The organism is Pseudomonas sp. P65(2024) (genome assembly GCF_057480955.1).
The window spans coordinates 262,773-288,375 of the sequence record NZ_JBLIYX010000005.1 but is presented as its reverse complement, the minus strand read 5'-3'; the positions used below and the strand labels follow the sequence as shown (position 1 = coordinate 288,375).

The window sequence follows — 25,603 nt, the reverse complement described above, 5'->3', positions numbered from 1 at the left end:
CGCTCCCACGAAGGTCAGTTACCTTGCGTGCGAGCGGGCTTGCCCCGCGATTGATTCAGCAAAGGTCCTACTTTCAGAACGCTGCTTCCTGTAACCCCAGGATTGTCCTGTTTCGCTCCCCACCCGAAAATGCCCGCCTCTTTCATCGATGACATAAGCTGTTGCATCAAACGCTGCCGCACGCAGTTCAAGGAGTCCGAGCAATGCCACACGAAGGCAGCCTTCTACAAACCGCCGTCATCTTCCTCCTCGCCGCCGTGGTCGCCGTGCCCCTGGCCAAGCGCCTGCAACTGGGCGCCGTGCTCGGCTACCTGCTGGCCGGCGTGGCCATCGGCCCGCAGGCCCTGGGGCTGATCCGCGACACCGAGAGCGTCGCGCACATCTCCGAGCTGGGCGTGGTGTTGCTGCTGTTCATCATTGGCCTGGAGCTGTCGCCCCGGCGCCTGTGGCTGATGCGCAAGTCGGTGTTCGGCGTCGGCACCGCGCAGGTGGTCCTGACCGGCGCGGCACTCGGCGCCATCGCCCTGTTCGGCTTCAGCCAAAGCCTGCCGGCGGCCATCGTGCTCGGCCTGGGCCTGGCGCTGTCGTCCACCGCCCTGGGCCTGCAGAGCCTGGCCGAGAGCAAGCAGCTCAACGCGCCCCACGGCCGCCTGGCCTTCGCCATCCTGCTGTTCCAGGACATCGCCGCAATCCCGCTGATCGCCCTGGTGCCGCTGCTGGCCGCCAGCGGCCCGGACACCAGCCACGGCGACAGCTTCGAACATGGCCTGAAAGTATTCGCCAGCATCGCCATCGTTATCGTCGGCGGCCGCTACCTTTTGCGCCCGCTGTTTCGCACCGTTGCCCGCACCGGCTTGCCGGAGGTGTCCACCGCCACCGCACTGCTGGTGGTGATCGGCACTGCCTGGCTGATGGAGGAAGCCGGTATTTCCATGGCCCTGGGCGCCTTCCTCGCCGGTCTGTTGCTGGCCGACTCCGAGTACCGCCACGAGTTGGAATCGCAGATCGAGCCGTTCAAGGGCCTGCTGCTGGGGCTGTTCTTCATCAGCGTCGGCATGGGCGCCAACCTGCGCCTGCTGCTGGAAATGCCGCTGGTGCTGCTGGGCATGACCGTGCTGTTGATCGCGGTGAAACTGCTGCTGCTGATCGGCGTCGGCCGCATCGCCGGGGGCCTCAACAGCGCCAGCGCCCTGCGCCTGGGCATGGTGCTGGCGGCCGGTGGCGAATTTGCCTTCGTGGTGTTCAAGCTGGGCAAGGACCAGGGCCTGTTCGACACCCTGACCTACGACCTGCTGCTGATGACCATCACCCTGTCGATGGCCCTCACCCCGCTGCTGATGATCGGCTGCGCCCGCGCCCTCAAGCGTCCGCAACCCGCCCGGGAAGTACCTGAGCAATACAAGCAGATCGACGCCGGCACGCCACGGGTGGTGATCGTCGGCATGGGCCGCATGGGCCAGATCGTGGCGCGCATCCTGCGGGCGCAGAAGATCCCCTTCGTCGCCCTGGAAACCTCGGTGGACACCATCGAGATGACCCGCATGTTCGAGCAGGTGCCGGTGTTCTACGGCGATCCGTCGCGTACCGAGGTGCTGCATGCGGCAAAGGTCGACGAAGCCGAGTACGTGATCATCACCATCGACGACCCCGAGGCCGCGACCCGCACCGCGGAGCGGGTCAAGCGCCTGTACCCGCACCTGAAGGTCATCGCCCGGGCGCGCAACCGCCAGCATGTGCACAAGCTGGTGGACGTGGGCGCCGAGCCGATTCGCGAGACCTACCATTCCAGCCTGGAAATGAGCCGGCGGGCGCTGGTCGGGCTGGGGCTGACGGAGGCCCAGGCGGCGGATCGCATCGCCCGCTTCACCGAGCATGACGAGCAGGTGCTGGAGGCCCAGGGGCATGTGCGCGACGACCGGGCCAAGGTGATGCAGACGGCCAAGGAAGCGCGGGTGGAGCTGGAGCGGTTGTTTGCGTCGGATGAGGATTGACGCTCAGGCGAACGCCAGCCGCTCGATGGGTGGATGCTCGCGGTGCGCGGCCTGCCACAGGTCGTAAGCCGCCTGCTCAGCCAGATACTGCCGGGCACTGCCAAGACCGGCCAGTTCGAGGCGATAGGCCAGGTCGGCTGAAATGGCTGTATGGCCGTTGAGCACTGTGGATAACTGACCACGTGAATAGCCAAGGTGGCGGGCCAGGGAAGAGACGTTCATGCCGATGGCGGGCAGTACGTCTTCGCGCAGGGCTTCGCCGGGGTGGGGTGGGTTGTGCATAGTTGTCACTTCGTCTTGAAATCTTGGGGCTGCTACGCAGCCCTTTCGCGACACAAGGCCGCTCCCACAGCGATCGCGCCAGATTGAGGGACCTGAGCCAGACAGTTGCTCCTACAGGAGATCGCGATCTCTGTGGGAGCGGCCTTGTGTCGCGAAAGGGCCGCAAAGCGGCCCCCAGTTCAAACAGAGCAGATCGAGGTCTCACCCTACGCTGATGATCCAGCCACCAACGGTGGTTCCTACGCCAGTTCTCGCCACTGGATAGCAACTGGTTTCGCGCTCGCCTGAAACCATACAACAGCGGCAGTGCAGATCAACCGAGAAGCTTCCGACAAGCTCGAAGGAACGTCTTCAAAAAACGCTCGAATCTGCTGAGCTCAGCCATGTCCTACATGATCTGAAAACCTTTCCTGCTGAGCAGCCGGCAGCCCAAGAAATACCCTACAAAGTCTGTCGATACCCTTCTGATTGTCCGGGGAAATCATGCCCTCTAGGCTGACCGGGTCGCTGTCGGTTCAGCGATCGGGCGTGGAAACCCGGCTGGTTGGTTATCGGATTATCTGTCGTAACGGCAGCTGTACGCGGGAGGCCACAAGGCCTGCCGGGGTTCTCCGATAACCTGGGTTTCCACCCCGTGTACAGCCGCCACCCTTCACGTGGAAACGGACGGTGCCGGTCAATTTCTATCGGAGTTTGACCATGAAAAAAATCGTCCCCGACCCACCCCTCCCCGACACCCGCCACCACCCCTTCGGCAAATGCGACGCCGGCCACCCACCGCTGTTCGCGGTCAACCCCAATATCAACGCCCACGACGCCCTGGTGCATGTCGCCGAGTACCTGCGCAGTGCCTACAACGTCGGCTACAAGGCGCTGGAGCATATGGATGAAACCGGCAGGAGCCTGTTGTGGGCCAGCCTGCATGGCATCGAGATGGCCGAAGGCCTGACGGAGGCAATGCTGGAGGGAATCGAGTCATCCTGAGCGACATTGGCTTGAAGGGAGTTGGATAAGGGCCACCATCGCCCGGTAGACTGCGAGCCATTGTCCCCGGCGCGCTGCGGAGATCGCCCCTTGGAAGACCTCAACTCCCTCTACTACTTCACCCAGGTGGTCGAGCACGGTGGCTTCGCCCCGGCCGGACGGGCGCTGGACATGCCCAAGTCCAAGCTCAGCCGGCGCATCGCCGACCTGGAGGAGCGCCTCGGCGTGCGCCTGCTGCACCGCACCAGCCGGCACTGCTCGCTGACCGAGATCGGCCAGGCCTACTACAACCGCTGCCTGGCCATGCGCGTGGAAGCCGAGGGCGCCGCCGAGATCATCGAGCGCAACCGTAGCGAGCCACGCGGGCTGGTGCGCATCAGCTGCCCGACCACCCTGCTCAACTCCTGGGTCGGGCCGATGCTGACCCGCTACATGCTCAAGTACCCGCAGGTGGAGCTGTTCATCGAAAGCACCAACCGCCGCGTCGATCTGCTGCATGAGGGCTTCGACGTGGCGCTGCGGGTGCGTTTCCCGCCGCTGGAGAACACCGACATGGTGATGAAGGTGCTGAGCAACAGCACCCAGTGCCTGGTCGGGCATCCGTCGTTTCTCGAACAGCTTGCGCAAGGCTTTGATCCGCAGCAGCTCAGCGAGCTACCCAGCGTCCACTGGGGCGGCGCCCAGCGTGATTACCAGTGGGAGCTGTTCCAGGGTGAGGACATGAGCCGCAGCCTGGTGATCCCGCACAAACCACGGATGGTCACCGACGACCTGTTCGCGCTGCGGCATTTCGTGGTGGCGGGCGTGGGGATCGCGCACCTGCCCAGGGTGGCGGTGCGCGAGGACCTGGCGGCGGGGCGGCTGGTGGAGATGCTGCCAGGCTGGCATCCGCGTTGCGGCATCGTGCATGCGATCTTCCCGTCACGGCGGGGGTTGCTGCCGTCGGTGCGGTCGTTGATCGATCATCTGGCGGAGGAGTTCGCCATCAGCGACATGGCGTAGTACGCCATTGCGGGGCAAGTCGGGCCGCCGCATCGCCGCTCCCACAAAGCCCTGTAGTCTCGGTGGGAGCGAGCTTGCCCCTCGATCAGGCCATCAGAAGGCAAAGCAGGAACAACCCAGCGCCCCCCAGAACCCCTGGTAATCGCTCACCGGCACACTGGAATGCCGCGCCTTCTCATGGCTGTGGGCATGCACCCCGCACGGCCCGACGCACTGGTGCAGCGCCGCCGCCATCGGCGCACCGGCGCGCCAGTGCCCCGGCACCTTGGCCACCGGCGACCACTCCGGCAATACCGGTACCTGCGCTGGGCCCAGCTTGTCGAACTCCGCGGCGCCGTACACCACCTTGCCGTCGACAACGGTCAGCACCGACTCGATGCCCTTGATCGCCTCTTCATCGACGCTGAAGAAGTCCAGCGACAGCGCCGCCAGGTCCGCCAGCTGGCCGACCTTGATCTGCCCCTTCTTGCCCTGCTCGCTGGAGAACCAGGCGCTGCCATGGGTGAACAGCTGCAGCGCGGTCTCGCGGCTCAGGCCTTGCGGATACAGTTCCAGCCCACCGACGGTCTTGCCGCTGACCATCCAGTACAGCGAAGTCCACGGGTTGTAGCTGGAGACCCGGGTAGCATCTGTCCCCGCCCCCACCGGCACGCCCATGTCGAGCATGCGCTTGATCGGCGGGGTGTGCTCGGCGGCCTTGGCGCCATAACGGTCAACGAAGTACTCACCTTGGAAGGCCATGCGGTCCTGGATGGCGATGCCACCGCCCAGTGCCCGGACTCGCTCGATGTTCTGCGGGGTGATGGTTTCGGCATGGTCGAAGAACCATGGCAGGCCATTGAACGGGATGTCGCGGTTGACCTTCTCGAACACATCGAGCATGCGCGAGATCGACTCGTCGTAGGTGGCGTGCAGGCGGAACGGCCAGCGCTGCTCGACCAGGTGACGCACCACCGGCTCCAGCTCCTGCTCCATGGTCTGCGGCAGGTCCGGGCGCGGCTCGAGGAAGTCCTCGAAGTCGGCGGCGGAGAACACCAGCATTTCGCCGGCACCGTTGTGGCGGAAGAAGTCGTTGCCGTCGCCGGGCTTCACCTTCTGCGTCCAGTTCTTGAAGTCAGCCAGTTCTTCCTTGGGCTTCTGGGTGAACAGGTTGTAGGCAATGCGCACGGTCAACTGGTTGTTGTTGGCCAGTTCCTGGATCACCTGGTAGTCGTCCGGGTAGTTCTGGTAGCCGCCACCGGCATCGATCGCGCTGGTCAGGCCGAGGCGGTTGAGCTCGCGCATGAACTGGCGGGTGGAGTTGACCTGGTACTCCAGCGGCAGCTTCGGCCCCTTGGCCAGGGTGGCATAGAGAATGGTGGCGTTGGGCCGGGCGATGAGCATGCCGGTGGGATTGCCGAACTTGTCGCGCTGGATCTCGCCGCCTGGGGGATTGGGCGTGTCCTTGGTGTAGCCCACCGCCCTGAGCGCGGCGCGGTTGAGCAGCGCACGGTCGTAGAGGTGCAGCAGGAACACCGGGGTGTCCGGCGCGGCCTGGTTGATCTCTTCCAGCGTGGGCATGCGTTTCTCGGCGAACTGGAACTCGTTCCAGCCGCCGACCACGCGCACCCACTGCGGGGTCGGCGTGCGCTCGGCCTGGTCCTTGAGCATGCGCAGGGCGTCGGCCAGCGACGGCACGCCTTCCCAGCGCAGTTCGAGGTTGTAGTTCAGGCCACCGCGAATCAGGTGCAGGTGCGAGTCGTTGAGGCCGGGGATCACCGTGCGCTGCTTGAGATCGATGATCTGCGTGGCGGTCCCCTTGTGGGCCATGGCTTCGGCGTCGCTGCCCACGGCGAGGAACTTGCCGTCCTTGATGGCGACGGCGCTGGCGGTGGGTTTCTCGCGGTCAACGGTGTGCAACTTGCCATTGAACAAGATGAGGTCGGCGTTCATGGGATCTCCTGAAAGGGCGGCACGGGCGGAATCGGTGAACGGCAATGCGCTCCACAGCGCGCCGGCGGCACCGAGCACGGTGCTGGTGGCGAGGAACTTGCGGCGGCTCTGGTCGGTAGGGTCCTGGCTCATGGTGCTCTCCGTCCGGGTGGGTGATCGGCAGGCGGTTGAAGGCTAGCAATGGATCACGGCGGGCGCTCAGCGGCGCAACCAGCCGGCACAGCGGCGCGTCACCCAGGGCATGATGTAGAACACCACAGGCAGGATGACGAACAGGTTGGTGACCAAGTTGCCGGTGATCTGGCCACCCAGCAGCGGATAGCGAGCAAACAGCGGCGCCAGCAGCTGGGGAATGACCAGGGTCATCGGGCAGATCACCAGGTAGGTCAGCAGGGCCTGTTTCCAGCGCGGCGGTTGCGCGGCGCCGACGCTGGGCGGGGTGAACCAGAACTCCGGGTCATCGTGCACCTGGGTCTGATCGCCGTCTTCCAGCAGTGGCAGCACTTCACTGATCAGCGCCTGGCGCTCGGCAGAGTTGACCCAGGCCTGCAGCAGGCCGGCGTCGGCGAAGCGCACCACGGTGGTGAAGTGGCGGCCGCCGTCGTCCGGGCGGATGACATTGACGTCCAGATGACCGGGCTGTTGACGAGCGGTAGTCACGGCGCGCTTGAGCCAGGTTTCGTAGCGCGCCAGCGCCTGGGCACGGACCTTGTGCTGGATCACCAGCGTGACGACGCTGCGGTTGCCTTCGGTTGCGGTGTTCATCGCTGTCATTCCCTGGAGATGAGCTGGCCTGCATCCACTGTGCAACAGCAGACGAGCGCTGGATTGGATAGGTGTGCTGCCTTGCCTGGCACCATCGCCCTCGCGGGTGCCAGGCTGGCGGCGGCTTACTTGCCGGCGGTCAGGGCGTTGTAGCTGGTGATCAGGTTGCGGTAGTCCGGGATGTGGTTGGAGAACAGCGCCGCCAGCCCTTCGACATCGTTGCGCCAGTCGCGGTGCAGCTCACAGGCCACGCCGAACCAGGTCATCAGTTGCGCGCCGGCCTGGCTCATACGGTTGTGGGCCGCGTCGCGGGTCATTTCGTTGAAGGTGCCGGAAGCATCGGTGACCACGAACACCTCGAACTCCTCTTCCAGAGCCGCCAGCGCCGGGAAGGCCACGCACACTTCGGTCACCACGCCGGCGATAATCAGCTGTTTCTTGCCAGTGGCCTTTACTGCCTTGACGAAGTCTTCGTTGTCCCAGGCGTTGATCTGGCCTGGGCGGGCGATGTACGGGGCATCCGGGAACAGCTCTTTCAGCTCCGGCACCAGCGGGCCGTTGGGGCCTTGCTCGAAGCTGGTGGTGAGGATGGTCGGCAGGTTGAAGTACTTGGCAAGGTCGGCCAGGGCCAGCACGTTGTTCTTGAAGCGGTCCGGCTCGATGTCGCGGACCAGGGACAGCAAGCCGGCCTGGTGGTCGACCAGCAGTACGGCGGCGTCGTCTTTGTTCAGGCGGTTGTATTTGAAGTTGTTCATTGCCGGTGCTCCTTGGGTTTCGATCTTCAGTGGGGTGGGTGTTTCGCGTTGATGGGAGAAGATTAAAACCGGAACCTTTGTGGCGGTAGATAGCGAAATTTGGCTGTAGCGTTCTATTCTACGAACGATGGATAGGCGCCACGTTTTCTGGCCTTATCGCGGGCTTGCCCCGCGATTGCGATACCCGCAGACAGCCATTGCCCGCTACCCCAACCTGCTCTATTACTACCCACAGCCCTCCCCCGCACCGAGACCACCATGCTGGCGTTCATCCAGTCATACCCGCTGTTGCTCGGCACCTTGCTGATCCTGCTCGACCTGCTGCTCTGGCAGCTGATTCCGCTGCACCACCGGGCTTGGCGCATCGCCACGCGGCTGGTGTGCTTCCTCGTGTTTAGCTCGGTGCTGCTGACGGCGGGCATGAGCCCGCTGCAACCGCCGCCCTGGGCCGACGATGTGCCGCGCAACCTGATGGCCACGGTGCTGGCGATCGGCTGGTGGCTGTTCGCCGCGCGCACGGTGACGGTGGTGTTCGGCCTGCTGCTGGTGGCACGCGGCAGCCACGGCGGGCGCCTGCTGCAGGATGTGGTCGGGGCGCTGATCTTCCTGGTCGCGGCGGTGGCGGCGGCGGCCTATGTGATGCAACTCCCAGTCAAGGGCCTGCTGGCGACCTCCGGGGTGATGGCCATCGTCATCGGCCTGGCGTTGCAGAGCACCCTGGCCGACGTGTTCTCCGGCATCGTGCTGAACACCACGCGGCCCTACCAGATCGGTGACTCGATCTCGATCGACGGCACCGAGGGCAAGGTGGTCGACATCGACTGGCGCGCCACCCGCCTGATCACCGGCAACAGCAGCCTGGCGGTCATCCCCAATTCAGTGGCGGCCAAGGCCAAGATCCTCAACTTCAGCCGCCCGGCCGAGGTGCATGGGGTGTCGATCAGCGTGGTGGTGCCGGCCAAGGTGCGTCCGCAGCGGGTGTTCGATGCGCTGGAAAAGACCCTGCAGGGCACCAGCATCCTGCTCGACAAGCCGGCGCCCAAGGTCACGGTGAAAGCTTCGAGTCTGGAGTCGGTGGAGTACGAAGCCAGCGGCTTTATCGCCGAGATGTCGCGCAAGACCGAGGTGCGCAACCAGCTGTTCGACCTGGCCCACCGCCACCTGGAGGCCAGCGGCGTGACCTGGAACACCGAGCTTGGCGCCCCCGTGCGCAGTCGCCAGCGCGAACTGCTGGACGAAGTGCGGGTGTTCCGCTCACTGAGCAACGAAGAGCGCGATGCCCTGAGCCAGCGCATGACCACGGTGGAGTACCTGGCCGACCAGGTCATCCTGGGCATCGGCGAGCGCTCGGAGCATGTGCTGCTGATCAGCCGTGGCGTGGTGCTGGCCTCGGTACGCGATGGCGAGCGGTTGATCGAAGGCGGGCGCATGGGGCCTGGGGAGGTGCTGGGGCTGGAGGGGCTGGTGGACGACGAGGCCTCGCCGGTCGAGTTCCGCGCCCTGAGCGGCTGCATGCTCTATCGCATCGACAAGGAACAGGTGCGCGGTTGCCTGGCCGAGAGTGGTGATGTGAAGTCGGCGCTGACCAAGCTGCAGCGGTTCCGCCGGCAGAAGCGCGAGTCACTGCTGCTGCAGAAACCGGCGGTGGTGAAGAAAGGTGGGTTCCTGAGCTGGTTGCATAAGTGAGCCAATCGCGGGGCCAGCCCGCTCCCACGTTCCTGGCTGCCCCAAGGATTATCCAGCCTGCACAGCGTGGGAGCGGGCTTGCCCCGCGATAGCGATTACAACACCACCCGCAGACACTGCCCCGCGTGATACAGCGAGAACCCCGACTCGTAGAACGCCGTGCGCAGCGACGGCGCGCTCACCGGCCTCATCGGCGAGAATGGAATCGGCAGGCTGTCCGGATCATCCTTGAGCAGGAACTCGGCAAACGCCCGGCCGATCACCGTGCCGGTGGTGTTGCCGCGCCCGTTGTAGCCGGTCACCGCCACCAGCCCCGGCGCCGGTTCGAACAGGCGCATCAGGTGATCCGGGGTGAAGTCGATGCAGCCTGTCCAGTGCATCTCCCACTCGACCTTGCCCAGCGCCGGGTAGTAGTGGCTCTGGATACGGTCGGCCCAGCTGCGCACGAACCACGCCGGCTTGTTGTCGACCCGGCCGAGGCTGCCGAGCAGCAGGCGGCCCTGGTCGTCACGGCGGATGCTGCTGAGCACGGTGCGGGTGTCCCACGAGCCCTGGCCATGGGGCAGGACCTTGTCGGCGGCGGCGCCATGCAGAGGCTTGGAGGCGACCTGGTAGTAATAGCCGCGGAAGAAGTGCTTCTGCAGGTTGCTCCAGTCGCCTTCGGTGTAGGCGCCGGTGGAGATCACCACCTTGTCGGCACGCACCGCGCCGCGTGCGGTCTTCACTCGCCAGGCGTCGCCATCACGCTCCAGGCCCTCTACCGAGGACTGCTGGAACAGCTTGCCGCCCAGCCGGTTCACGGCGGCGGCCAGGCCTTGTGTATAGCCCATGGGGTTGATAGTGCCGGCGCGGCGGTCGAGCAGCGCGGCGGAAATCTTGTCGGTACCGCAGTATTCCTGGCAGTGCGCGCCGGTCAGCAGCTCGACGTCGGCGCCGCGCCGGGTCCACTGCTGGTGGCGGGCCTCGAGGTCTGCGATGCCGGTGGCGTTGTGCGCCATGTGCAAGGTGCCCTGATGCCGGGCCTGACAGTCGATACCCAGGCGCTCGATCATGGCGAATACTTCACCCGGGGCCTCGCCGAGCACCTTGTTCAGGCGGGCGCCCTGCTTGTGGCCGAGAGTGGCCTCGACGTCGTCGGGGCGGATCCAGGTGCCGGCGTTAACCAGGCCGACGTTGCGCCCGGAGCCGCCGTGGCCGATCTTCCAGGCTTCCAGCAGGATCACCGACTTGCCCTGCTCCAGCAGGTGGATCGCCGCCGACAAGCCGGTGATGCCGCCGCCGATCACGCAGACATCGGCCTTGTGCTCGCCGGCCAGGGCCTGGGCGGCGACGGTCGGCTGGGTGACGTGTTCCCACAGACATTCTTGACGCAGTTCGGACATGGCCGGCTCCAGCAATTGTTCTTATTGCCTCTGGGGCCGCTTCGCAGCCCTTTCGCGACACAAGGCCGCTCCCACAGGAATTGCGCCGAACCCTGTGGGAGCGGCCTTGTGTCGCGATTCGGGGGCGTCAGCCCCCGCCCACGATCATCAATCGAACACGATGCCCTGCGCCAGCGGCAACTCACGCGAATAGTTCACGGTATTGGTCTGCCGGCGCATGTAGCCCTTCCAGGCGTCCGACCCGGACTCACGCCCGCCACCGGTCTCCTTCTCACCCCCGAACGCCCCGCCGATCTCAGCACCGCTGGTGCCGATGTTGACGTTGGCGATGCCGCAATCGCTGCCCGAGGCGCTCTGGAAACGCTCGGCCTCGCGAATGTCGGTGGTAAAGATGCACGACGACAGGCCTTGCGGCACCTCGTTGTTCAGGCGCAGGGCCTCTTCGAAGTCGTCGTAGGCCAACACGTAGAGGATCGGCGCGAAGGTCTCGTGGCGGACCACGTCGCTCTGGGCCGGCATCTCGGCAATGGCCGGCGACACGTAGTAGGCGTTCGGGTACTGCTCGGCCAGCTGACGCTCGCCACCGAACACCTGGCCACCCTCGTCGCGGGCCTTGGCCAGCGCGCCCTGCATGGCATCGAACGACTGCTTGTCGATCAGCGGGCCGACCAGGTTGTCCTTGCGCGGGTCACCGATGCGCACCTTGCCGTAGGCGGCTTTGACGCGGGCGACCACTTCGTCCTTGATCGAACGGTGAACGATAAGACGGCGCAGGGTGGTGCAGCGCTGGCCGGCGGTGCCGACGGCGGAGAACAGGATGCCGCGCACGGCCAGGTCGAGGTCGGCGCTCGGGGCCAGGATCATGGCGTTGTTGCCGCCCAGCTCGAGAATGCTGCGGCCGAATCGCGCCGCGACACGCGGGCCGACTTCACGACCCATGCGCGTACTGCCGGTGGCGCTGACCAGCGGCACGCGTGGGTCGTCGACCAGGGCTTCGCCGGCTTCGCGACCACCGATCACCAGTTGCGCCAGGCCAGCCGGCGCATCACCGAAGGCCTTCACGGCCTTGTCGAACAGTGCCTGGCAGGCCAGGGCGGTCAGCGGGGTCTTCTCGGATGGCTTCCACACCACGGCGTTGCCGGCCACCAGCGCCAGCGCGGTGTTCCACGCCCATACCGCCACCGGGAAATTGAAGGCGCTGATCACCCCGACCACGCCCAGCGGGTGCCAGGTTTCACGCATGTGGTGGCCCGGACGCTCGGAGGCGATGGTCAGGCCGTACAGCTGGCGCGACAGGCCGACGGCGAAGTCGCAGATGTCGATCATTTCCTGCACTTCGCCCAGGCCTTCCTGGGTGATCTTGCCGGCTTCGATGGAGACCAGTTCGCCGAGGTCGGCCTTGTGTTCGCGCAGCACCTCGCCGAACAGGCGCACCAGCTCGCCGCGACGTGGGGCCGGCACGCTGCGCCAGGTTTCGAAGGCCTGTTGCGCCTGGTCGATGCGGGCAATGGTGTCGGCCTTGCCGAGCAGTTTCACCGAGGCGATGCGGCTGCCGTCAATCGGGGTGTGAACAGGGTAGTCGCCCTGGGTGTGAGCCGCGGCGGCAACGCCAAGACGCTCGAGCAGTGCAGCAACCATTGTGCTTCTCCTTTCATCGGGTGAAGGGGTGGAAAAGGATGTGGGTCAGTATTAATCCGATTACACAGGTGCAACAAACGACCTTTATTCCGCATATCATTCCGCCAGGTAATGATTTCAGCCGCCGAGACCGCTTATGTCCAAACGCCTGGTTCCGTCCATGACCGCCCTGCAGTGCTTCGAGGCCGCAGCCCGCCACCTGAGCTTCACCCGCGCCGCCGAGGAGCTGCACCTGACCCAGAGCGCGGTGAGCAAGCAGGTGGCGCAGCTCGAGGAGATGCTGCGTCACCACCTGTTCCTGCGCATCCGTCGACGCTTGCAGCTAACCCCCGCCGGCAGCCTGTACCTGGCCGAGGTGAACAAGATCCTTACCCAGGTGGACATGTCCAGCCGCTATGTCCTGAGCTATGGCTCGCAGACCGAAGTATTGAAGGTAGCCACTCAACCGAGTTTCGGCGTGCGCTGGTTGATTCCGCACCTAAAAGGCTTCGGCAAGCGCCACCCGAACATCCACCTGGATATCCGCAACGAGATGGAGCCGTTCTCCCTGCTGCAGGGGTCGGCCGACGTGGTGTTCTTCTATGGCCAGGGCACCTGGCCGGGGGCGACCTGCGTCGAGCTGTTCGGCGAAGAGGTGGTGCCGGTGTGCGCGCCGGAGCTGTTGCAAGGCCGCACGCTGCCTGACGCGGGCGCGGTGGCGGAGCTGGTATTGCTGCAGAGCACCTCGCGCCCGGAGGCCTGGCACGCGTGGTTCCTGGAGCAAGGGCTGCACACCGACAACAGCTACCACGGGCCGCGCTTCGACACCTTCTACATGGCCTTGAGCGCGGCGCAGGCGGGTTGCGGGGTGGCGCTGGTGCCGCGGTACCTGGTGGCCCGGGAGCTGGCCGAGGGCAGCCTGGTGCTGGCCTGGGACCATGCGATGAAGAGCAGTGGCGCGCATTATCTGGCGTATGCCGAGCATGCGGCGGAAGTGCCGAAGGTGCGGGCGTTGGTGGAGTGGGTTCGCGAACAGTTGCAGGCTTGAGATTGCCGGGGCCGCTTTGCGGCCCCATGGTCCTCAAGGTCGATCAATTATGGAATGAAACCCGCACTTTTTTTCGCTTGTACGCCAGCTCCATTCCCAGTTTTCATGTAAGTGTCCTCCACTCACCCAGGAAGCTTGCGATGCCCGCCCATGATTTCGTCAGCCCCGACAGCATCCGCGCGCAGTTCTCTGCCGCCATGTCGCTCATGTACAAGCAGGAAGTCCCCCTGTACGGCACGCTGCTTGAGCTGGTGAGCGAGACCAACCAACAGGTCATGGCCGCACAGCCCAAGGTGGCCGAGGCCCTGCGCTGGACCGGCGAGATCGAACGCCTCGACCAGGAACGCCACGGCGCCATCCGCGTGGGCACCGCCGAGGAACTGGCCACCATCGCCCGCCTGTTCGCGGTGATGGGCATGCAGCCGGTCGGCTACTACGACCTGAGCTCGGCTGGCGTGCCGGTGCACTCCACCGCGTTTCGCGCCGTGCATGAACAGTCGCTGCACATCAGCCCGTTCCGCGTGTTCACCTCGCTGCTGCGCCTGGAGCTGATCGACAACCCGCAACTGCGCGCACTGGCCCGGGGCATCCTGGAGAAACGGCAGATCTTCACCCCCCGCGTGCTCGAGCTGATCGCCCAATGCGAACGCGACGGCGGCCTGGACGCAAGCGATGCCGAGGCCTTCGTCCAGGAGGCATTGCACACCTTCCGCTGGCACCAGGACGCCACGGTCAGCGCCGAGCAGTACCAGCAGTTGCACGACCAGCACCGGCTGATCGCCGACGTGGTGGCGTTCAAAGGCCCGCATATCAACCACCTGACCCCGCGCACCCTGGACATCGACGCGATCCAGCTCGGCATGCCGGCCAAGGGTATTCCGCCCAAGGCCGTGGTCGAGGGACCGCCCACCCGGCGCCAGCCGATACTGCTACGCCAGACCAGCTTCAAGGCCCTGCAGGAGAAGGTCGCCTTCAGTGATGCCCAGGGCAGCCACACGGCGCGTTTCGGCGAGATTGAACAGCGCGGCGCGGCGCTGACGCCCAAGGGGCGCCAGCTGTACGACCGGCTGCTGGATGCGACCCGTGAAGCTTTGGGCGGCGCGCCGGCTGAGGCCAATGCCGAGCGATACAGGGCGCTGCTCGCGGAGCACTTCGCCGAGTTTCCGGATGACCTGGGGCAGATGCGCGAGCAGGGGCTGGCGTACTTTCGCTTCTTCGCCACCGAGAAAGGCCTGGCCGAGCGCGGGCAACAGGATCGCCCGACCACCCTGCAGGGGCTGATCGACGCCGGGCACGTGCATTTCGAGGCGCTGGTGTACGAGGATTTCCTGCCGGTGAGCGCGGCAGGGATCTTCCAGTCCAACCTGGGGGACGATGGCCAGGCCGACTATGGCAGCAACGCCAACCGTGAGGCCTTCGAGCAGGCGCTGGGGTTGCAGGTGCAGGATGAGCTGGCGCTGTATGCGCAGAGCGAGCGCCGGTCGTTGCAGGCGTGTGCGCAGGCGTTGGGGCTGGGGACGCTGTAGTATTTGAAACCGCTGGGGCCGCGTTGCGGCCCGTTCGCGACACAAGCCCGCTCCTACATGGGAACGCGCTCGCCTGGAGCGGCCTTGTGTCGCGCAAGGGCTGCAAGGCAGCCCCAGTGCACTAGCGGTGAGTGCGGAACCGATCCACTTCCTGGCGCAACTGCCCCGCCAGCCCCTCCAGCTCGCGGGCCGTCATGGCCAGTTCATTGGCCACATCACGCTGCTCGCTGTTGGCCTGGGCGATGCTCTGCAGGTTGCGGCTGAGCACCGTCGCGGTGCTGCTCTGCTCCTGGGTCGCGGTGCTGATCACGGCGAATTGCTCGCCCGCCACCCGGCTCTGCTCGTCGATGCGCGCCAGGGCTTCGGCCACCTTGTCGTTGCGTGCCAGGCCTTCCTGCATCAGCTGATTGCCCTGCTCCAACGTGCTGATGGCATGGCCGGTCTGCTGCTGGATGCTGGCGATCATGCCCGAGATCTCGTCGGTGGCCTGGCGGGTGCGCGCGGCCAAGCCACGAACTTCGTCGGCGACCACGGCAAATCCACGGCCCTGCTCGCCGGCCCGCGCCGCCTCAATGGCGGCGTTCAGCGCTAGCAGGTTGGTCTGCTCGGCGATCGAGGTGATCACGCCGACAATCCCACCGATCTCCTGCGAACGGGCTCCCAGGGTGTCCATCACTCTGGCGGTGCCACCCAAGGCCTCGGCGATCTGCCGCAGGGAAACCGAGGCTTCGTCCATGGCGCTGCGTCCGAAGCGGGTCTGCTGGGCATTGTCGCGGGCCATGCGCTCGGTGCCGGCCATGTTGTCGGCGATGTTCATCGACGTGGCGCTGAACTCCTCCACCGCGCCGGCCATGCTGGTGATCTCGCCGGACTGCTGGTCCATGCCCTCGCAGGCACCGGACGACAGGCCCGACAACGAGCGGGCACGGCCACTGACCTGGTCGGAGGCAGCACGGATATGCTCGACCATGGTCGCCAGGGCCTCACCCATCTGGTTGAAGCTGCGGGCCAGCTGGCCGATCTCGTCATGGCTGGTGACGCTCAGGCGAGCATTCAGGTCGCCGGCGCCGAGGGCTTCGGCCTGGCGCACCAGGTCGCCCAGCGGGCGCAGTTTACGGCGCAGCAACCAAAGGGTGGCGGCCACGGCCAGCAGCATCGCCAGCACGCTGCCGATGGCCAGGCGCAGGCCAACGCTCCAGGTCACGTCGCGGATCTCGCCCTCGGGCATGCTTGCCACCACGGTCCACGGGCCCTCGGCGAACGGCTCGGTGACGCTGAACACCAGCTCGCCGGCACCGGCCCAGAACTGCCCTGCCCCCGGTTTCAGCGCCTTGACCGCCTGGGCAGCCGCCTCGCCGTCACGTACCTCGGCCGGCGGCACCAGCCACTTGCCCTGCTCGTCCAGCAACGCCAGCGAGCCGGTCTGGCCGATGCGGAAGCGCTTGAGGTTGGCGAACTGGGCGTTCTGCGCATCGGTGTAGTCGAAGCCGACGAACAGCACCGCGATCACCCGGCCACCGCCGTCACGCACCGGCACGTAACGGGTCATGTAGTTGCGCTCGAACAGCACGGCGCGGCCGACGTAGGTCTGCCCGGCCATCAGCTTGGCGTAGGCCGGATGCTGGCGATCGAGCTGGGTGCCGATGGCGCGGCTGCCGTCCTGCTTGGTCAGGCTGGTGCTGATACGCACGAAGTCGTCGCCGCTGCGCACGAACAGGGTCGCGACCCCGGCGGTCATCTGCTGGAACTCGTCGACCTGGCGGAAATCGTTGTTCAGCAGGTGGTCGCCCAGGTACAGCGCCGGTGTCGCGGCACCGGCGACGTTGACCGTCTCACCGGCGTGCAGCGCCAGCCCCGAGGCGAATCGGCGCTCGAACAGGCCGCTCAGGCGCTGGGTGTTGTCCTTGAGCGAGCCGTGGAAGGTGTCGAGCTGGTCGGCCAGCAGCCGCGCCTCGCTGGCCAGATGCGCCTGGCGGGTGGTGAGGTTGGCGTCGTCCAGCGAACGCAGGGCGAACAGGGTGCTACCGGTGATCACCAGCGCCAGCACGATGGCGAGGGCGATCCCGAGCTGCGAGGCGATTCGGGCACGCGGTTGAGACATGGCAAGGCTCCTGGCAAGAGGCCGGGATCGTCCTGATCACGCTGACCGCCCGCTGCATATCGACGGGGAATCGCGTCCTCTTCCGGGACGCTGGTGCAAGTTGATCGGCGTCTGTAGGAAATACTTGAGTGCTGGACCGGGATATTCGCAAACGTTTTCTTGCTGTGGCCCGCGATGGTTATCAACCTTGCGCCGACAGTACCTGCACAACCGGCAGGTCCATTGCCGCCGCCTCCTCCTGCAGGAACACACTCAACCTGCGCAGCCGCTCCCCGCCCGGCCGGGTCCGCGGCCACACCAGGTAGTAGTCCATGCCACTGGCCACCGCAGTCGGCCAGGGCAGGCTCAGCCGGCGCTGGGCCACGTCCTCGGCCACCATCAGCAGGTCGCCCATGGAGATCCCATAGCCCCGTGCCGCGGCGATCATGCCCAGTTCCAAGGTATCGAACACCTGCCCGCCCTTGAGCGAGACCTTGTCGGTCAGCCCCATGCGCGCCAGCCAGGCACGCCAGTCACGCTTGTCCGGCGTGGGGTGCAGCAGTTCGATGCCCGCCAGGCGCCGTTCGTCCCAGGGCGCGTCATCGAGCAGTTCCGGCGCGCCCACCGGGATCAGCAACTCGGAGAACAGCCGGCGCACCTCCCAGTCTGCCGGAAAGCTGCCATCGCTGAGCAGCACCGCGCAGTCGAACGGCTCCTGGTTGAAGTCGACATGATCGACATCCATCCAGGCGCTGGTCAGCTGCACCTCGTTGCCCGGCTGCAGGTGGCGAAAACGGCTCAGGCGCGCCAGCAGCCAGCGCATGGTCAGGGTCGAGGGCGCCTTCATGCGCAGGATGTCGTCCTCGCCGCGCAAGGTATCGCAGGCCCGCTCCAGCGACGCGAAGCCGTCGCGCACACCGGGCAGCAGCATGCGCGCGGCTTCGGTCAGTTGCAGGCTTCGCCCGCTGCGTATGAACAGGCGGCAGGCGAAATGCTCCTCAAGGGTGCGGATATGCCGGCTGACCGCGCTCTGGGTGATCGACAGTTCTTCACCGGCACGGGTGAACGAACTGAGCCGGGCGGCAGCTTCGAATGCGCGCAGCGCATAGAGCGGAGGCAGTTGGCGGGTCATGGCGCACCTGTTAGGCGGGGCGTAGGTCGGATGCACAGGATCATACATCCATGAGTCAGGCTCATGCCTGTGATCGCATTTATCCTTTTGTGCAAAGCTGACCGAGGCCTCAGAATCGACGGCTCGCTTCCCCGACTCATCCAGAAGGACCGCCCCCATGCATGTCGCGCCCACCACTGAACTCAAGGCTTTGCTGCGCCTGGCCGGGCCACTGATCGCCTCGCAGTTGGCGCACATGCTGATGGTACTCACCGATACCCTGATGATGGCCCGCATCAGCCCGCAGGCCTTGGCCGGTGGCGGCCTGGGCGCGGCGAGCTATTCGTTCGTGTCGATCTTCTGCCTGGGTGTGATCGCCGCGGTCGGCACGCTGGTGGCGATCCGCAAGGGCGCCAACGACACCGAGGGCGTCACCCGCCTGGCCCAGAGCGGCCTGTGGCTGGCCTGGGGCTTGGCGTTGGTCTCGGCGCTGGTGATGTGGAACCTCAAGCCAGTGCTGCTGCTGTTCGGCCAGAAGCCGGAGAACGTCGACTCGGCGATGCAGCTGCTCACCCTGCTGCCGCTCGCCCTCCCCGGCTACATGACCTTCATGGCCCTGCGCGGCTTCACCAGCGCCCTGGGTCACTCGACCCCGGTGATGGTCATCAGCCTGGTGGGCACAGTGTTCAACTACCTGTTCAACCATGCGCTGATCGAGGGCATGTTCGGCCTGCCCAAGCTCGGGCTGATGGGCATCGGCCTGGTCACCGCCGTGGTGACCCTGGGCATGGCCATCGCCCTCGCGCTTTATATTCGCTGGCACAAGGCCTATGCCGCCTACCCGCTGCGCAAGGGGCTGTCGCGCCCTTCCCTGCCGGCACTGCGCGAGCTGTGGCGGCTGGGCCTGCCGATTGGCGGTACCTATATGGTCGAAGTGGGCCTGTTTGCCTTCGCCGCCCTGTGCATGGGCGTGCTGGGCAGCACGGAACTGGCGGCGCACCAGATCGCACTGCAGATCGTCTCGACCGCATTCATGGTCCCGACCGGTCTTTCGTATGCGGTGACCATGCGCGTCGGCCTCTACTATGGTGCCGGCAACCTGTTGGCGGCTCGCAGCGCCGGGCGCGTGGGTATCGGCTTCGGTGCCTCGCTGATGTTCGCCTTCGCCGCACTGTTCTGGTTGTTGCCGGACGCCCTGGTTGGTTTGTTCATCGACCGTAACGACCCGGCCTTCGCGGCGATCTTCATGCTGGCGGTACAGTTGGTGATGGTGGCGGCATGGTTCGAGCTATTCGATGGCGTGCAGACCATCGCCATGGGCTCGATCCGTGGCCTGAAGGACGCCAAGACCACTTTCCTGATCGGCCTGGTGTGCTACTGGCTGGTGGGTGCGCCGAGCGCGTGGCTGTTCGCCTTCAACCTCGGCGGCGGCGCGCAGGGGATCTGGTGGGGGCTGGCGCTGGGCCTGGCCTGCGCGGCGGTGGCGTTGACGTTCGGCTTTGAGTGGCGGATGAAGCGGTTGCTGGGCAAGGCAGAGCGGGCGCGGGGGGCGGCGGTGTCGGTTTGAGGGGTTTGGGGGCGCTGGGGATCACGTGATGGCGGACAAGTACCTGGCGCTGCAACTGTACCGTCGAACACCTTGAAGTAAAAACCGTCTAAAACTGTACTACTGTACCGCCATAAACATCACTTTCTGTTCACCACTTCCCTACTACCTCCACAAAACCGCACCAAAAAAGCGCACACCAGTACAGTTTTGCCAATAACAAGTGCAACAGTCCCTTCAAACAGTTAACTGCCCCCTCACAATACACCTGAACTGTACCTACTGTTCTGGACGAGAGAAGAGGAAGATGGGCACCAGTTAAATCACTCCCTAATGCCGCCACAAGCGGAAGGATGACACATCATGGAACGTACCCTCAGTTCCGACCTGGTTTTCGAAAAAGCCCAAGCTTCCAACGCCGCCCTGCCGCTGCGCGTCCTGTCCACCCTGGTACTGTGGCAGCGCCGCATGGCCAGCCGCCGCCAGCTGGCGCGCCTGGACTCCCGCCTGCTGGCTGACGCCGGCATCAGCGAGTCGCAGCGCTACGAAGAGCTGAGCAAGCCGTTCTGGCGCTAAGCGCCGGACGCCGGCCCAGGCCGGCACCGCAAACTCACAAGAACCCGTTGCAGGAAACTGCGGCGGGTTTTTTGTTTCAAGGCCCGGACTAGAGCATTCGCACGACCAAACATAACAGTTTTTATAACTTACAAATCGACAGGCACAGTTACTATTTGTGATCTTTTCTCGAGCCAAATGGCCGAACCAGCGCGTGTTACGCTTGTCTTACGCGCCTGGCAGAGAAAAGTACCGTGACGAGCCAAGCGAGCGTCCGATAAGCAGAACCATCCAGACCCTGTGCAGGAGTCCCCGACCATGTCCCGTTATCACCTGTTTGGCGCCGCCTTGCTGCTGTCGCTCGCCGGCGCGGCCAATGCCACCAGCTTCGTCGTCACCACCGACGCTGTGGTAGGCGCAGTAGCCGCCTCCACCGACGCCACCTCCGACATCTCCTCCTCGTTCCGCGACGACAAGATCGTCAAGGCCGCCCGTGACGATGCCGCCAGCTTCGTTGGCAGCGACGGCGCCATTCGCGGCGCCAAGCTGGAGAGCGCGTTCGCGCATATTCGCCAGCAACTGCCGGAGCTGCAGGCCAGCGACGCGCAACTGGCCCGCGCCATCCTCGCCATCTGAGCCCCGCACCGCCCGGATTCACTGGCCCCGCCCGTGGATCCGGGGTAGCCTTCGCAGCCCGAGATCATCGCCAGACCGCCCATGCGTTACCTGTTGCCTTCACTGTTCGCCCTGGCCTGCATGAGCAGCGCCCAGGCCATGGATACCACCACCCAGAGCCTGGTCATCAGCGGCTACGTCACCAGCCAGGTTACCGCCGCGCCGTTCGACCGCAAGCTGGTCGCCGCCGCCCGTGACGACGCTGCCGCATTCGTCGCCAGCGACGGCCGGATCCGCGGCGCGCGCCTGCAGGCGGCGCTGGACATGCTGCACCAGGACCTGGCCCGGCCTTGCGTCGGCGACCGTGAACTGGCCGAAGCGATTCTCGTCCAATAACTACATTCGACTCCCCTGTACTTCCGGAGATGCTCCATGCGTAAACCGCTGATCGCCGCCACCCTCGGCATGCTGCTGCTCGCCGACCTGGCCCAGGCCCACACCCTGGTGGCCACCAGCAACATCATCGTCCGCGCCTTTGGCCGTTCGATCGATTTCACCTCCGACACCACCACCTCGATCCGCGACTCGAAAGTGGTGCGTGAAGCCCACGACGACGCCGCCAGCTTCGTCGCCAGCAACGGTGATATCCGCGGCGCCCAGCTCGAGGCCGCCTTCGACACCCTGCGCGCCCGCGTCCCCGAGGCCCGTGACGCCAGCGACCAGGTGCTGGCCGAAGCCATCCTCGCCCTGTGAAGCGCGTGCGTGCCTGGCTGCTGGGCTGCGCCCTGACGCTGCTCGGCACGCCCGCCCTGGCCGACCTGCAGCTGGTGCTGCAGCGCGACGGCCTCGACCCTGCACAACAGCAGGCGACCCAGACGTTGCTCGACGAAGCCATGGCCAAGCTGCCACCGCGCTTCAAACAGCAATTGGACCGGCAAATCCTGGTCGGCTGGACCGAGCGCATGCCCGAGGACGCCTACGGCCAGGCTTCTCCGGTGGCCAGCCTGGAACTCAACCGGCGCCTGCTGCCGGGCCTGGTCGACGGCAGCGCCGCCCGCGAGAAGACCAACCGTCCCCACGGCACGGTCCGCGAGGAATTGCTGGCCACCGTGCTCCACGAACTCACCCATATCTATGACCGCGCGCGCCTGTGGCCGGACGCCGAGCGCCAGCTGATCAGCCGCTGCAAGCGCCAGCAAGGCGCTCTGGGCAAGGTCGGGCTGCCGCAGGACTGCCGTGGTCAGGCCGAACGCCGCTTTACCCTGAGCGACGACCCGCGCCTGCTGGATTTGGCCGGCTGGCCACAGTACGTCGGCCGGCGCGGCGAGCGCGAGCAGCACAACGGCCAGCTGGTGCGCAGCCCGGATCCCTACGAGCTGAGCAGCCCGAAAGAGTTCATCGCGGTCAACATGGAATACTTCCTCCTCGACCCGAGCTACGGCTGCCGTCGCCCTGCGCTAAACCAGTACCTGCGCGACCATTTCGGCTGGGCGCCGCAACAGGACACCTGCGCCAGGGGCCTGCCGTTCCTCAATGCCGGCAACGATTTCGCCCGCCAGCCATTGGGTGAGATCGACCCGGAGCGGGTCTACGAGGTGGACTACCTGCTGGCCGAAGCCAACCAGAACTGGGTCAGCCGTTGGGGCCACAGCATGCTGCGCCTGGTGATCTGCGCCCCGGGCCGCCCGCGCGGTCCAGCCTGCCGCCTGGACCTGGACCAGAGCCTGGTGCTGTCGTACCGCGCCTTCGTCAACGACGTGCAGCTGTCCAGCTGGGACGGCCTGACCGGCGCCTATCCCTCGCGGCTGTTCGTGCTGCCGCTGGGGCAGGTGATCGACGAATACACCAAGACCGAGCTGCGCAGCCTGGCCTCGGTGCCGCTCAAGCTCAGCCGCGGCGAGATCGAGAACCTGGTGCGCCAGGCCGCCGAGATGCACTGGAGCTACGACGGTAACTACTACTTCCTGTCCAACAACTGCGCCGTGGAATCGCTCAAGCTACTGCGCAGCGGCACCGGCAACCCGCGCCTGAACGACCTTGACAGCATCATGCCCAACGGCTTGCTGGAGGTACTCAAGGGCAGGGGACTGGCCGATACCCACGTGCTCGACGACCCGCGCGAGGCACTGCGCCTGGGTTATCGCTTCGACTCTTATCGCGACCGCTACCAGGCAATGTTCGAGGTGCTGCGCAAGCAGTTGCCGATCAAGCAGACGAGCGTGGAAGACTGGCTGGCGCTGGACGCCGAGCAGCGCCGCCAATGGTTCGACCGCGCCGACCTGCGTACCAGCGCGGCCTTGCTGCTGCTCGAGCAGGCCGGCCTGCGCCGCCAGCTGCTGCTGGCCCAGGACGAGGTCAAGCAACGCTACCTGAATGGCCGGGCGCTCAAGGACGGCAGCTTCGACAAGGCCAACGAAACCTTGCAGGCGATGCTGGCCAACAGCGGCTTCCTCAGCCGCCCGGCGGAATTGCTGGGGGCAGGGGGCTATGGCCTGCCGCAGCCTGCCGAGCGCAAGCAGCTGGAGCAGGTGAGCAGCGAGCGCCAGGCGCAGCTGCTACGGCTGAGCACCGACCTGGACCAGCAGGTGAGGGCGCTGCTGAGGCCGGAACGGGGCAGGGAGATCAAGGCCGTGGAGGCCAATATCAAGCAGGTGGGCGAGCATCTGCGGGCGTTGCACAAGGCGGCCGGGGGGTTGCAGCTGCCCTAGCGCATGGCGATAAGGCCGAACAGAGGTAGCACAATGCCCTACAGGCTTTCCTCGTCCTCCTCCGGCAACCCTTGATCCACCTGCAACCATGGCAACCGGCTCCCCACCCAGATATGCCGATTGGCCGGCACCCGCTCCGGGTGATCCAGCGTCGCCACCGTCACATCGATCGTTTCAGGGCTATGCGCGGTCACCAGCGCCACGTGCGCCCCGCAGTTGCCACAGAAATACCGGCTGCAGCTCTGCGGCGCCATGTAGCGCTGGGGCGAGCCCGCCAGCCACTGGAAACCCGCGAGGGGCAGGGTGACCCAGGTCAGCAGCGTACCGCCGCTGACCCGCCGGCAGATCGAGCAATGGCAATGGGCGACATCGCCCAGATCGGCCTGCAGCCGGTAGCGCAACGCCCCGCAATGACACCCGCCTTCCACGACATCCACCATCGAAATGACCTCCCGTCGCCTGAGCGCAGGCGAAAGCTGGCTGAAAGCTTGCCCACATAGGATAGCGCCACCACCGGCAGCAGACCGGCCAGCCAGGGCACCCGGAAACCTCCGCGCCCCGGCCCAATCAACAACAACAATGGTGATTCTGATGTTTTCCTGTGCCCGCCTTCTCGCAGTATCCCTCCGCCTGCTCCTCGCGCAGCGCCTGACGCGCTGATCCGCCCGAATCGTCCTTCCTTTCGCCGCGCCACGCCTGGAGTACCGCCATGCTGACCTTCCTCGGCTTCGCCATGGTCATCACCTTCATGTACCTGATCATGACCAAGCGCCTGTCGGCCTTGATCGCGCTGATCCTGGTACCGATCCTGTTCGCCCTGTTCGGTGGCTTTTCCGCCAAGATCGGCCCAATGATGCTCGAAGGCATCAGCAAGCTCGCGCCCACCGGCGTGATGCTGATGTTCGCCATTCTCTACTTCGCCCTGATGATCGACTCCGGCCTGTTCGACCCGGCCGTGCGCAAGATCCTCAAGCTGGTCAAGGGCGACCCGCTGAAAGTCTCGGTCGGCACCGCGGTGCTGGCCCTGGTGGTGTCCCTCGACGGTGACGGCGCCACCACCTACATGATCTGTTGCGCCGCCATGCTGCCGCTGTACAGCCGCCTGGGCATGAGCCCGCGGATCATGGCCGGCCTGATCATCCTCGCCGGCGGAGTGATGAACATGACTCCGTGGGGCGGCCCCACCGCCCGCGCCGCCAGCGCCCTGCACGTGGACCCGTCGGACATCTTCGTACCGATGATCCCGGCCATGGCCTTCGGCGTGGCGGCGATCCTGGCCATCGCCTACTGGTACGGCAAGCGCGAGCGTGCCCGCCTGGGCGAGCTGCACCTGCCGACCGACGACATCGACCACAGCGAGATCAGCGTGTCGCAGTTCCCCGAAGCGCGCCGGCCGAAACTGATCTGGTTCAACGGTGCCCTGACCGCAGCGCTGATGGTCGCGCTGATCGCCGGCGTGCTGCCGCTGCCGGTGCTGTTCATGATTGCCTTCAGCATCGCCATGATCGTCAACTACCCGTGCCTGCAGCAGCAGAAGGACCGCATCGCCGCCCACGCCTCCAGCGTGCTGGCCGTCAGCGGGCTGATCTTCGCCGCCGGCATCTTCACCGGCATTCTGTCGGGCACCGGCATGGTCGACGCCATGTCCAAGAGCCTGCTGGCGGTGATCCCGGAAGCGTTCGGCCCGTACATGGCGGTGATCACCGCGATCGTCAGCATGCCGTTCACCTTCTTCATGTCCAACGACGCCTTCTACTACGGCGTGCTGCCGGTGCTGTCGGAGTTCGCCAGCCACTACGGCGTCACCCCGGTGGAAATGGCTCGCGCGTCGATCGTCGGACAGCCGGTGCACCTGCTCAGCCCGCTGGTACCCTCCACCTACCTGCTGGTGGCCCTGGCCGGCATCGAGTTCGGCGACCACCAGCGCTTCACCCTCAAGTGGGCAGTGCTGGTGTGCTTGTGCATAATGGCCGGCGCGCTGGCACTGGGGACTTTCCCGCTGTTCAGCAGTCTGTAAT

The 25,603-nt window shown here is 65.7% G+C and carries 22 protein-coding genes and 1 pseudogene; 13 read left to right on the top strand and 10 right to left on the bottom strand.

Annotated features, from left to right (window positions below; all coding sequences use genetic code 11):
* The first annotated feature begins 203 nt into the window (after positions 1–203).
* Positions 204–1,991 (top strand): monovalent cation:proton antiporter-2 (CPA2) family protein, encoded by a 1,788-nt coding sequence (locus tag AC25MA_RS10370; protein ID WP_069015926.1) that lies wholly within the window; start codon positions 204–206, stop codon positions 1,989–1,991.
* A gap of 3 nt (positions 1,992–1,994) precedes the next feature.
* Here AC25MA_RS10370 and AC25MA_RS10365 read toward each other — a convergent pair whose 3' ends face one another.
* A complete protein-coding gene (locus AC25MA_RS10365) occupies positions 1,995–2,273 on the bottom strand; it encodes a HigA family addiction module antitoxin (RefSeq protein WP_088852700.1) in 279 nt (92 codons plus the stop codon).
* Positions 2,274–2,972: 699 nt separating this feature from the next.
* Here AC25MA_RS10365 and AC25MA_RS10360 point away from each other — a divergent pair.
* Entirely contained in the window at positions 2,973–3,257 is a 285-nt protein-coding gene (locus tag AC25MA_RS10360) for a DUF6124 family protein (protein WP_028688634.1), read from the top strand.
* Positions 3,258–3,347: 90 nt separating this feature from the next.
* Positions 3,348–4,259 (top strand): LysR substrate-binding domain-containing protein, encoded by a 912-nt coding sequence (locus AC25MA_RS10355; RefSeq protein ID WP_280092183.1) that lies wholly within the window; start codon positions 3,348–3,350, stop codon positions 4,257–4,259.
* 93 nt (positions 4,260–4,352) lie between these two features.
* Here AC25MA_RS10355 and AC25MA_RS10350 read toward each other — a convergent pair whose 3' ends face one another.
* The 3 genes from AC25MA_RS10350 to ycaC form a co-directional block, all read right to left on the bottom strand.
* The gene (locus AC25MA_RS10350) at positions 4,353–6,323 is read right to left on the bottom strand and encodes an amidohydrolase (protein ID WP_486971996.1); all 1,971 of its coding nucleotides are present in this window, start codon (positions 6,321–6,323) and stop codon (positions 4,353–4,355) included.
* 66 nt (positions 6,324–6,389) lie between these two features.
* Complete coding sequence (locus AC25MA_RS10345; RefSeq protein ID WP_028688637.1) at positions 6,390–6,956, bottom strand: antibiotic biosynthesis monooxygenase; 567 nt, start codon at positions 6,954–6,956, stop codon at positions 6,390–6,392.
* 125 nt (positions 6,957–7,081) lie between these two features.
* The gene (gene ycaC / locus AC25MA_RS10340; RefSeq protein WP_028688638.1) at positions 7,082–7,711 is read right to left on the bottom strand and encodes an isochorismate family cysteine hydrolase YcaC; all 630 of its coding nucleotides are present in this window, start codon (positions 7,709–7,711) and stop codon (positions 7,082–7,084) included.
* A 258-nt stretch (positions 7,712–7,969) separates the two neighbouring features.
* On the opposite strand from ycaC, the gene AC25MA_RS10335 reads away from it, so the two are divergent.
* Positions 7,970–9,397, top strand: a complete 1,428-nt coding sequence (locus AC25MA_RS10335; protein WP_062359949.1) for a mechanosensitive ion channel family protein — start codon at positions 7,970–7,972, stop codon at positions 9,395–9,397.
* 95 nt (positions 9,398–9,492) lie between these two features.
* Here AC25MA_RS10335 and amaA read toward each other — a convergent pair whose 3' ends face one another.
* Together amaA and amaB are read right to left on the bottom strand one after the other, a co-directional pair.
* On the bottom strand, positions 9,493–10,779 hold the full coding sequence (amaA, locus tag AC25MA_RS10330) for an L-pipecolate oxidase (protein ID WP_197866825.1): 1,287 nt from the start codon (positions 10,777–10,779) through the stop codon (positions 9,493–9,495).
* A gap of 147 nt (positions 10,780–10,926) precedes the next feature.
* Positions 10,927–12,417, bottom strand: coding sequence for an L-piperidine-6-carboxylate dehydrogenase (gene amaB / locus AC25MA_RS10325; protein ID WP_062359953.1), 1,491 nt, complete (start codon positions 12,415–12,417; stop codon positions 10,927–10,929).
* 136 nt (positions 12,418–12,553) lie between these two features.
* Between amaB and AC25MA_RS10320 the strand changes: the two genes are divergently transcribed.
* Together AC25MA_RS10320 and hglS are read left to right on the top strand one after the other, a co-directional pair.
* Complete coding sequence (locus AC25MA_RS10320; protein ID WP_028688642.1) at positions 12,554–13,444, top strand: LysR family transcriptional regulator; 891 nt, start codon at positions 12,554–12,556, stop codon at positions 13,442–13,444.
* Between the two features lie 140 nt (positions 13,445–13,584).
* Positions 13,585–14,970 carry a 2-oxoadipate dioxygenase/decarboxylase HglS gene (hglS, locus tag AC25MA_RS10315; RefSeq protein WP_486971995.1) on the top strand — a complete coding sequence of 462 codons (1,386 nt, stop codon included), beginning with the start codon at positions 13,585–13,587 and terminating at the stop codon, positions 14,968–14,970.
* A 121-nt stretch (positions 14,971–15,091) separates the two neighbouring features.
* Here the strand turns inward: hglS and AC25MA_RS10310 are convergent, their stop codons facing one another.
* The 3 genes and pseudogenes from AC25MA_RS10310 to AC25MA_RS10300 all read right to left on the bottom strand — a co-directional run bounded on the left by AC25MA_RS10310 (position 15,092) and on the right by AC25MA_RS10300 (position 18,182).
* The gene (locus AC25MA_RS10310) at positions 15,092–15,823 is read right to left on the bottom strand and encodes a methyl-accepting chemotaxis protein (RefSeq protein ID WP_486972011.1); all 732 of its coding nucleotides are present in this window, start codon (positions 15,821–15,823) and stop codon (positions 15,092–15,094) included.
* A 135-nt stretch (positions 15,824–15,958) separates the two neighbouring features.
* A pseudogene (locus tag AC25MA_RS10305) lies at positions 15,959–17,071 on the bottom strand (Cache 3/Cache 2 fusion domain-containing protein); the annotation flags it as partial.
* A 181-nt stretch (positions 17,072–17,252) separates the two neighbouring features.
* Positions 17,253–18,182, bottom strand: a complete 930-nt coding sequence (locus tag AC25MA_RS10300) for a LysR substrate-binding domain-containing protein (protein ID WP_028688645.1) — start codon at positions 18,180–18,182, stop codon at positions 17,253–17,255.
* A gap of 157 nt (positions 18,183–18,339) precedes the next feature.
* Here AC25MA_RS10300 and AC25MA_RS10295 point away from each other — a divergent pair, with 157 nt between their 5' ends.
* The 6 genes from AC25MA_RS10295 to AC25MA_RS10270 all read left to right on the top strand — a co-directional run bounded on the left by AC25MA_RS10295 (position 18,340) and on the right by AC25MA_RS10270 (position 23,585).
* Positions 18,340–19,728, top strand: a complete 1,389-nt coding sequence (locus AC25MA_RS10295; RefSeq protein ID WP_050703226.1) for a NorM family multidrug efflux MATE transporter — start codon at positions 18,340–18,342, stop codon at positions 19,726–19,728.
* A gap of 342 nt (positions 19,729–20,070) precedes the next feature.
* A complete protein-coding gene (locus AC25MA_RS10290; RefSeq protein WP_028688647.1) occupies positions 20,071–20,283 on the top strand; it encodes a DUF1127 domain-containing protein in 213 nt (70 codons plus the stop codon).
* Between the two features lie 297 nt (positions 20,284–20,580).
* Entirely contained in the window at positions 20,581–20,898 is a 318-nt protein-coding gene (locus tag AC25MA_RS10285; RefSeq protein ID WP_028688648.1) for a DUF2388 domain-containing protein, read from the top strand.
* An 81-nt stretch (positions 20,899–20,979) separates the two neighbouring features.
* Entirely contained in the window at positions 20,980–21,273 is a 294-nt protein-coding gene (locus AC25MA_RS10280; protein ID WP_062359958.1) for a DUF2388 domain-containing protein, read from the top strand.
* 36 nt (positions 21,274–21,309) lie between these two features.
* Entirely contained in the window at positions 21,310–21,630 is a 321-nt protein-coding gene (locus AC25MA_RS10275) for a DUF2388 domain-containing protein (protein WP_011531558.1), read from the top strand.
* Entirely contained in the window at positions 21,627–23,585 is a 1,959-nt protein-coding gene (locus AC25MA_RS10270) for a DUF7844 domain-containing protein (protein WP_486971994.1), read from the top strand. The genes AC25MA_RS10275 and AC25MA_RS10270 overlap by 4 nt, the downstream gene beginning before the upstream one ends.
* A gap of 38 nt (positions 23,586–23,623) precedes the next feature.
* On the opposite strand, the gene AC25MA_RS10265 is transcribed toward AC25MA_RS10270, so the two are convergent.
* A complete protein-coding gene (locus AC25MA_RS10265; RefSeq protein WP_182321968.1) occupies positions 23,624–24,025 on the bottom strand; it encodes a GFA family protein in 402 nt (133 codons plus the stop codon).
* 269 nt (positions 24,026–24,294) lie between these two features.
* Here AC25MA_RS10265 and AC25MA_RS10260 point away from each other — a divergent pair, with 269 nt between their 5' ends.
* Entirely contained in the window at positions 24,295–25,602 is a 1,308-nt protein-coding gene (locus tag AC25MA_RS10260; RefSeq protein ID WP_028688652.1) for a CitMHS family transporter, read from the top strand.
* Position 25,603: the final 1 nt, after the last annotated feature.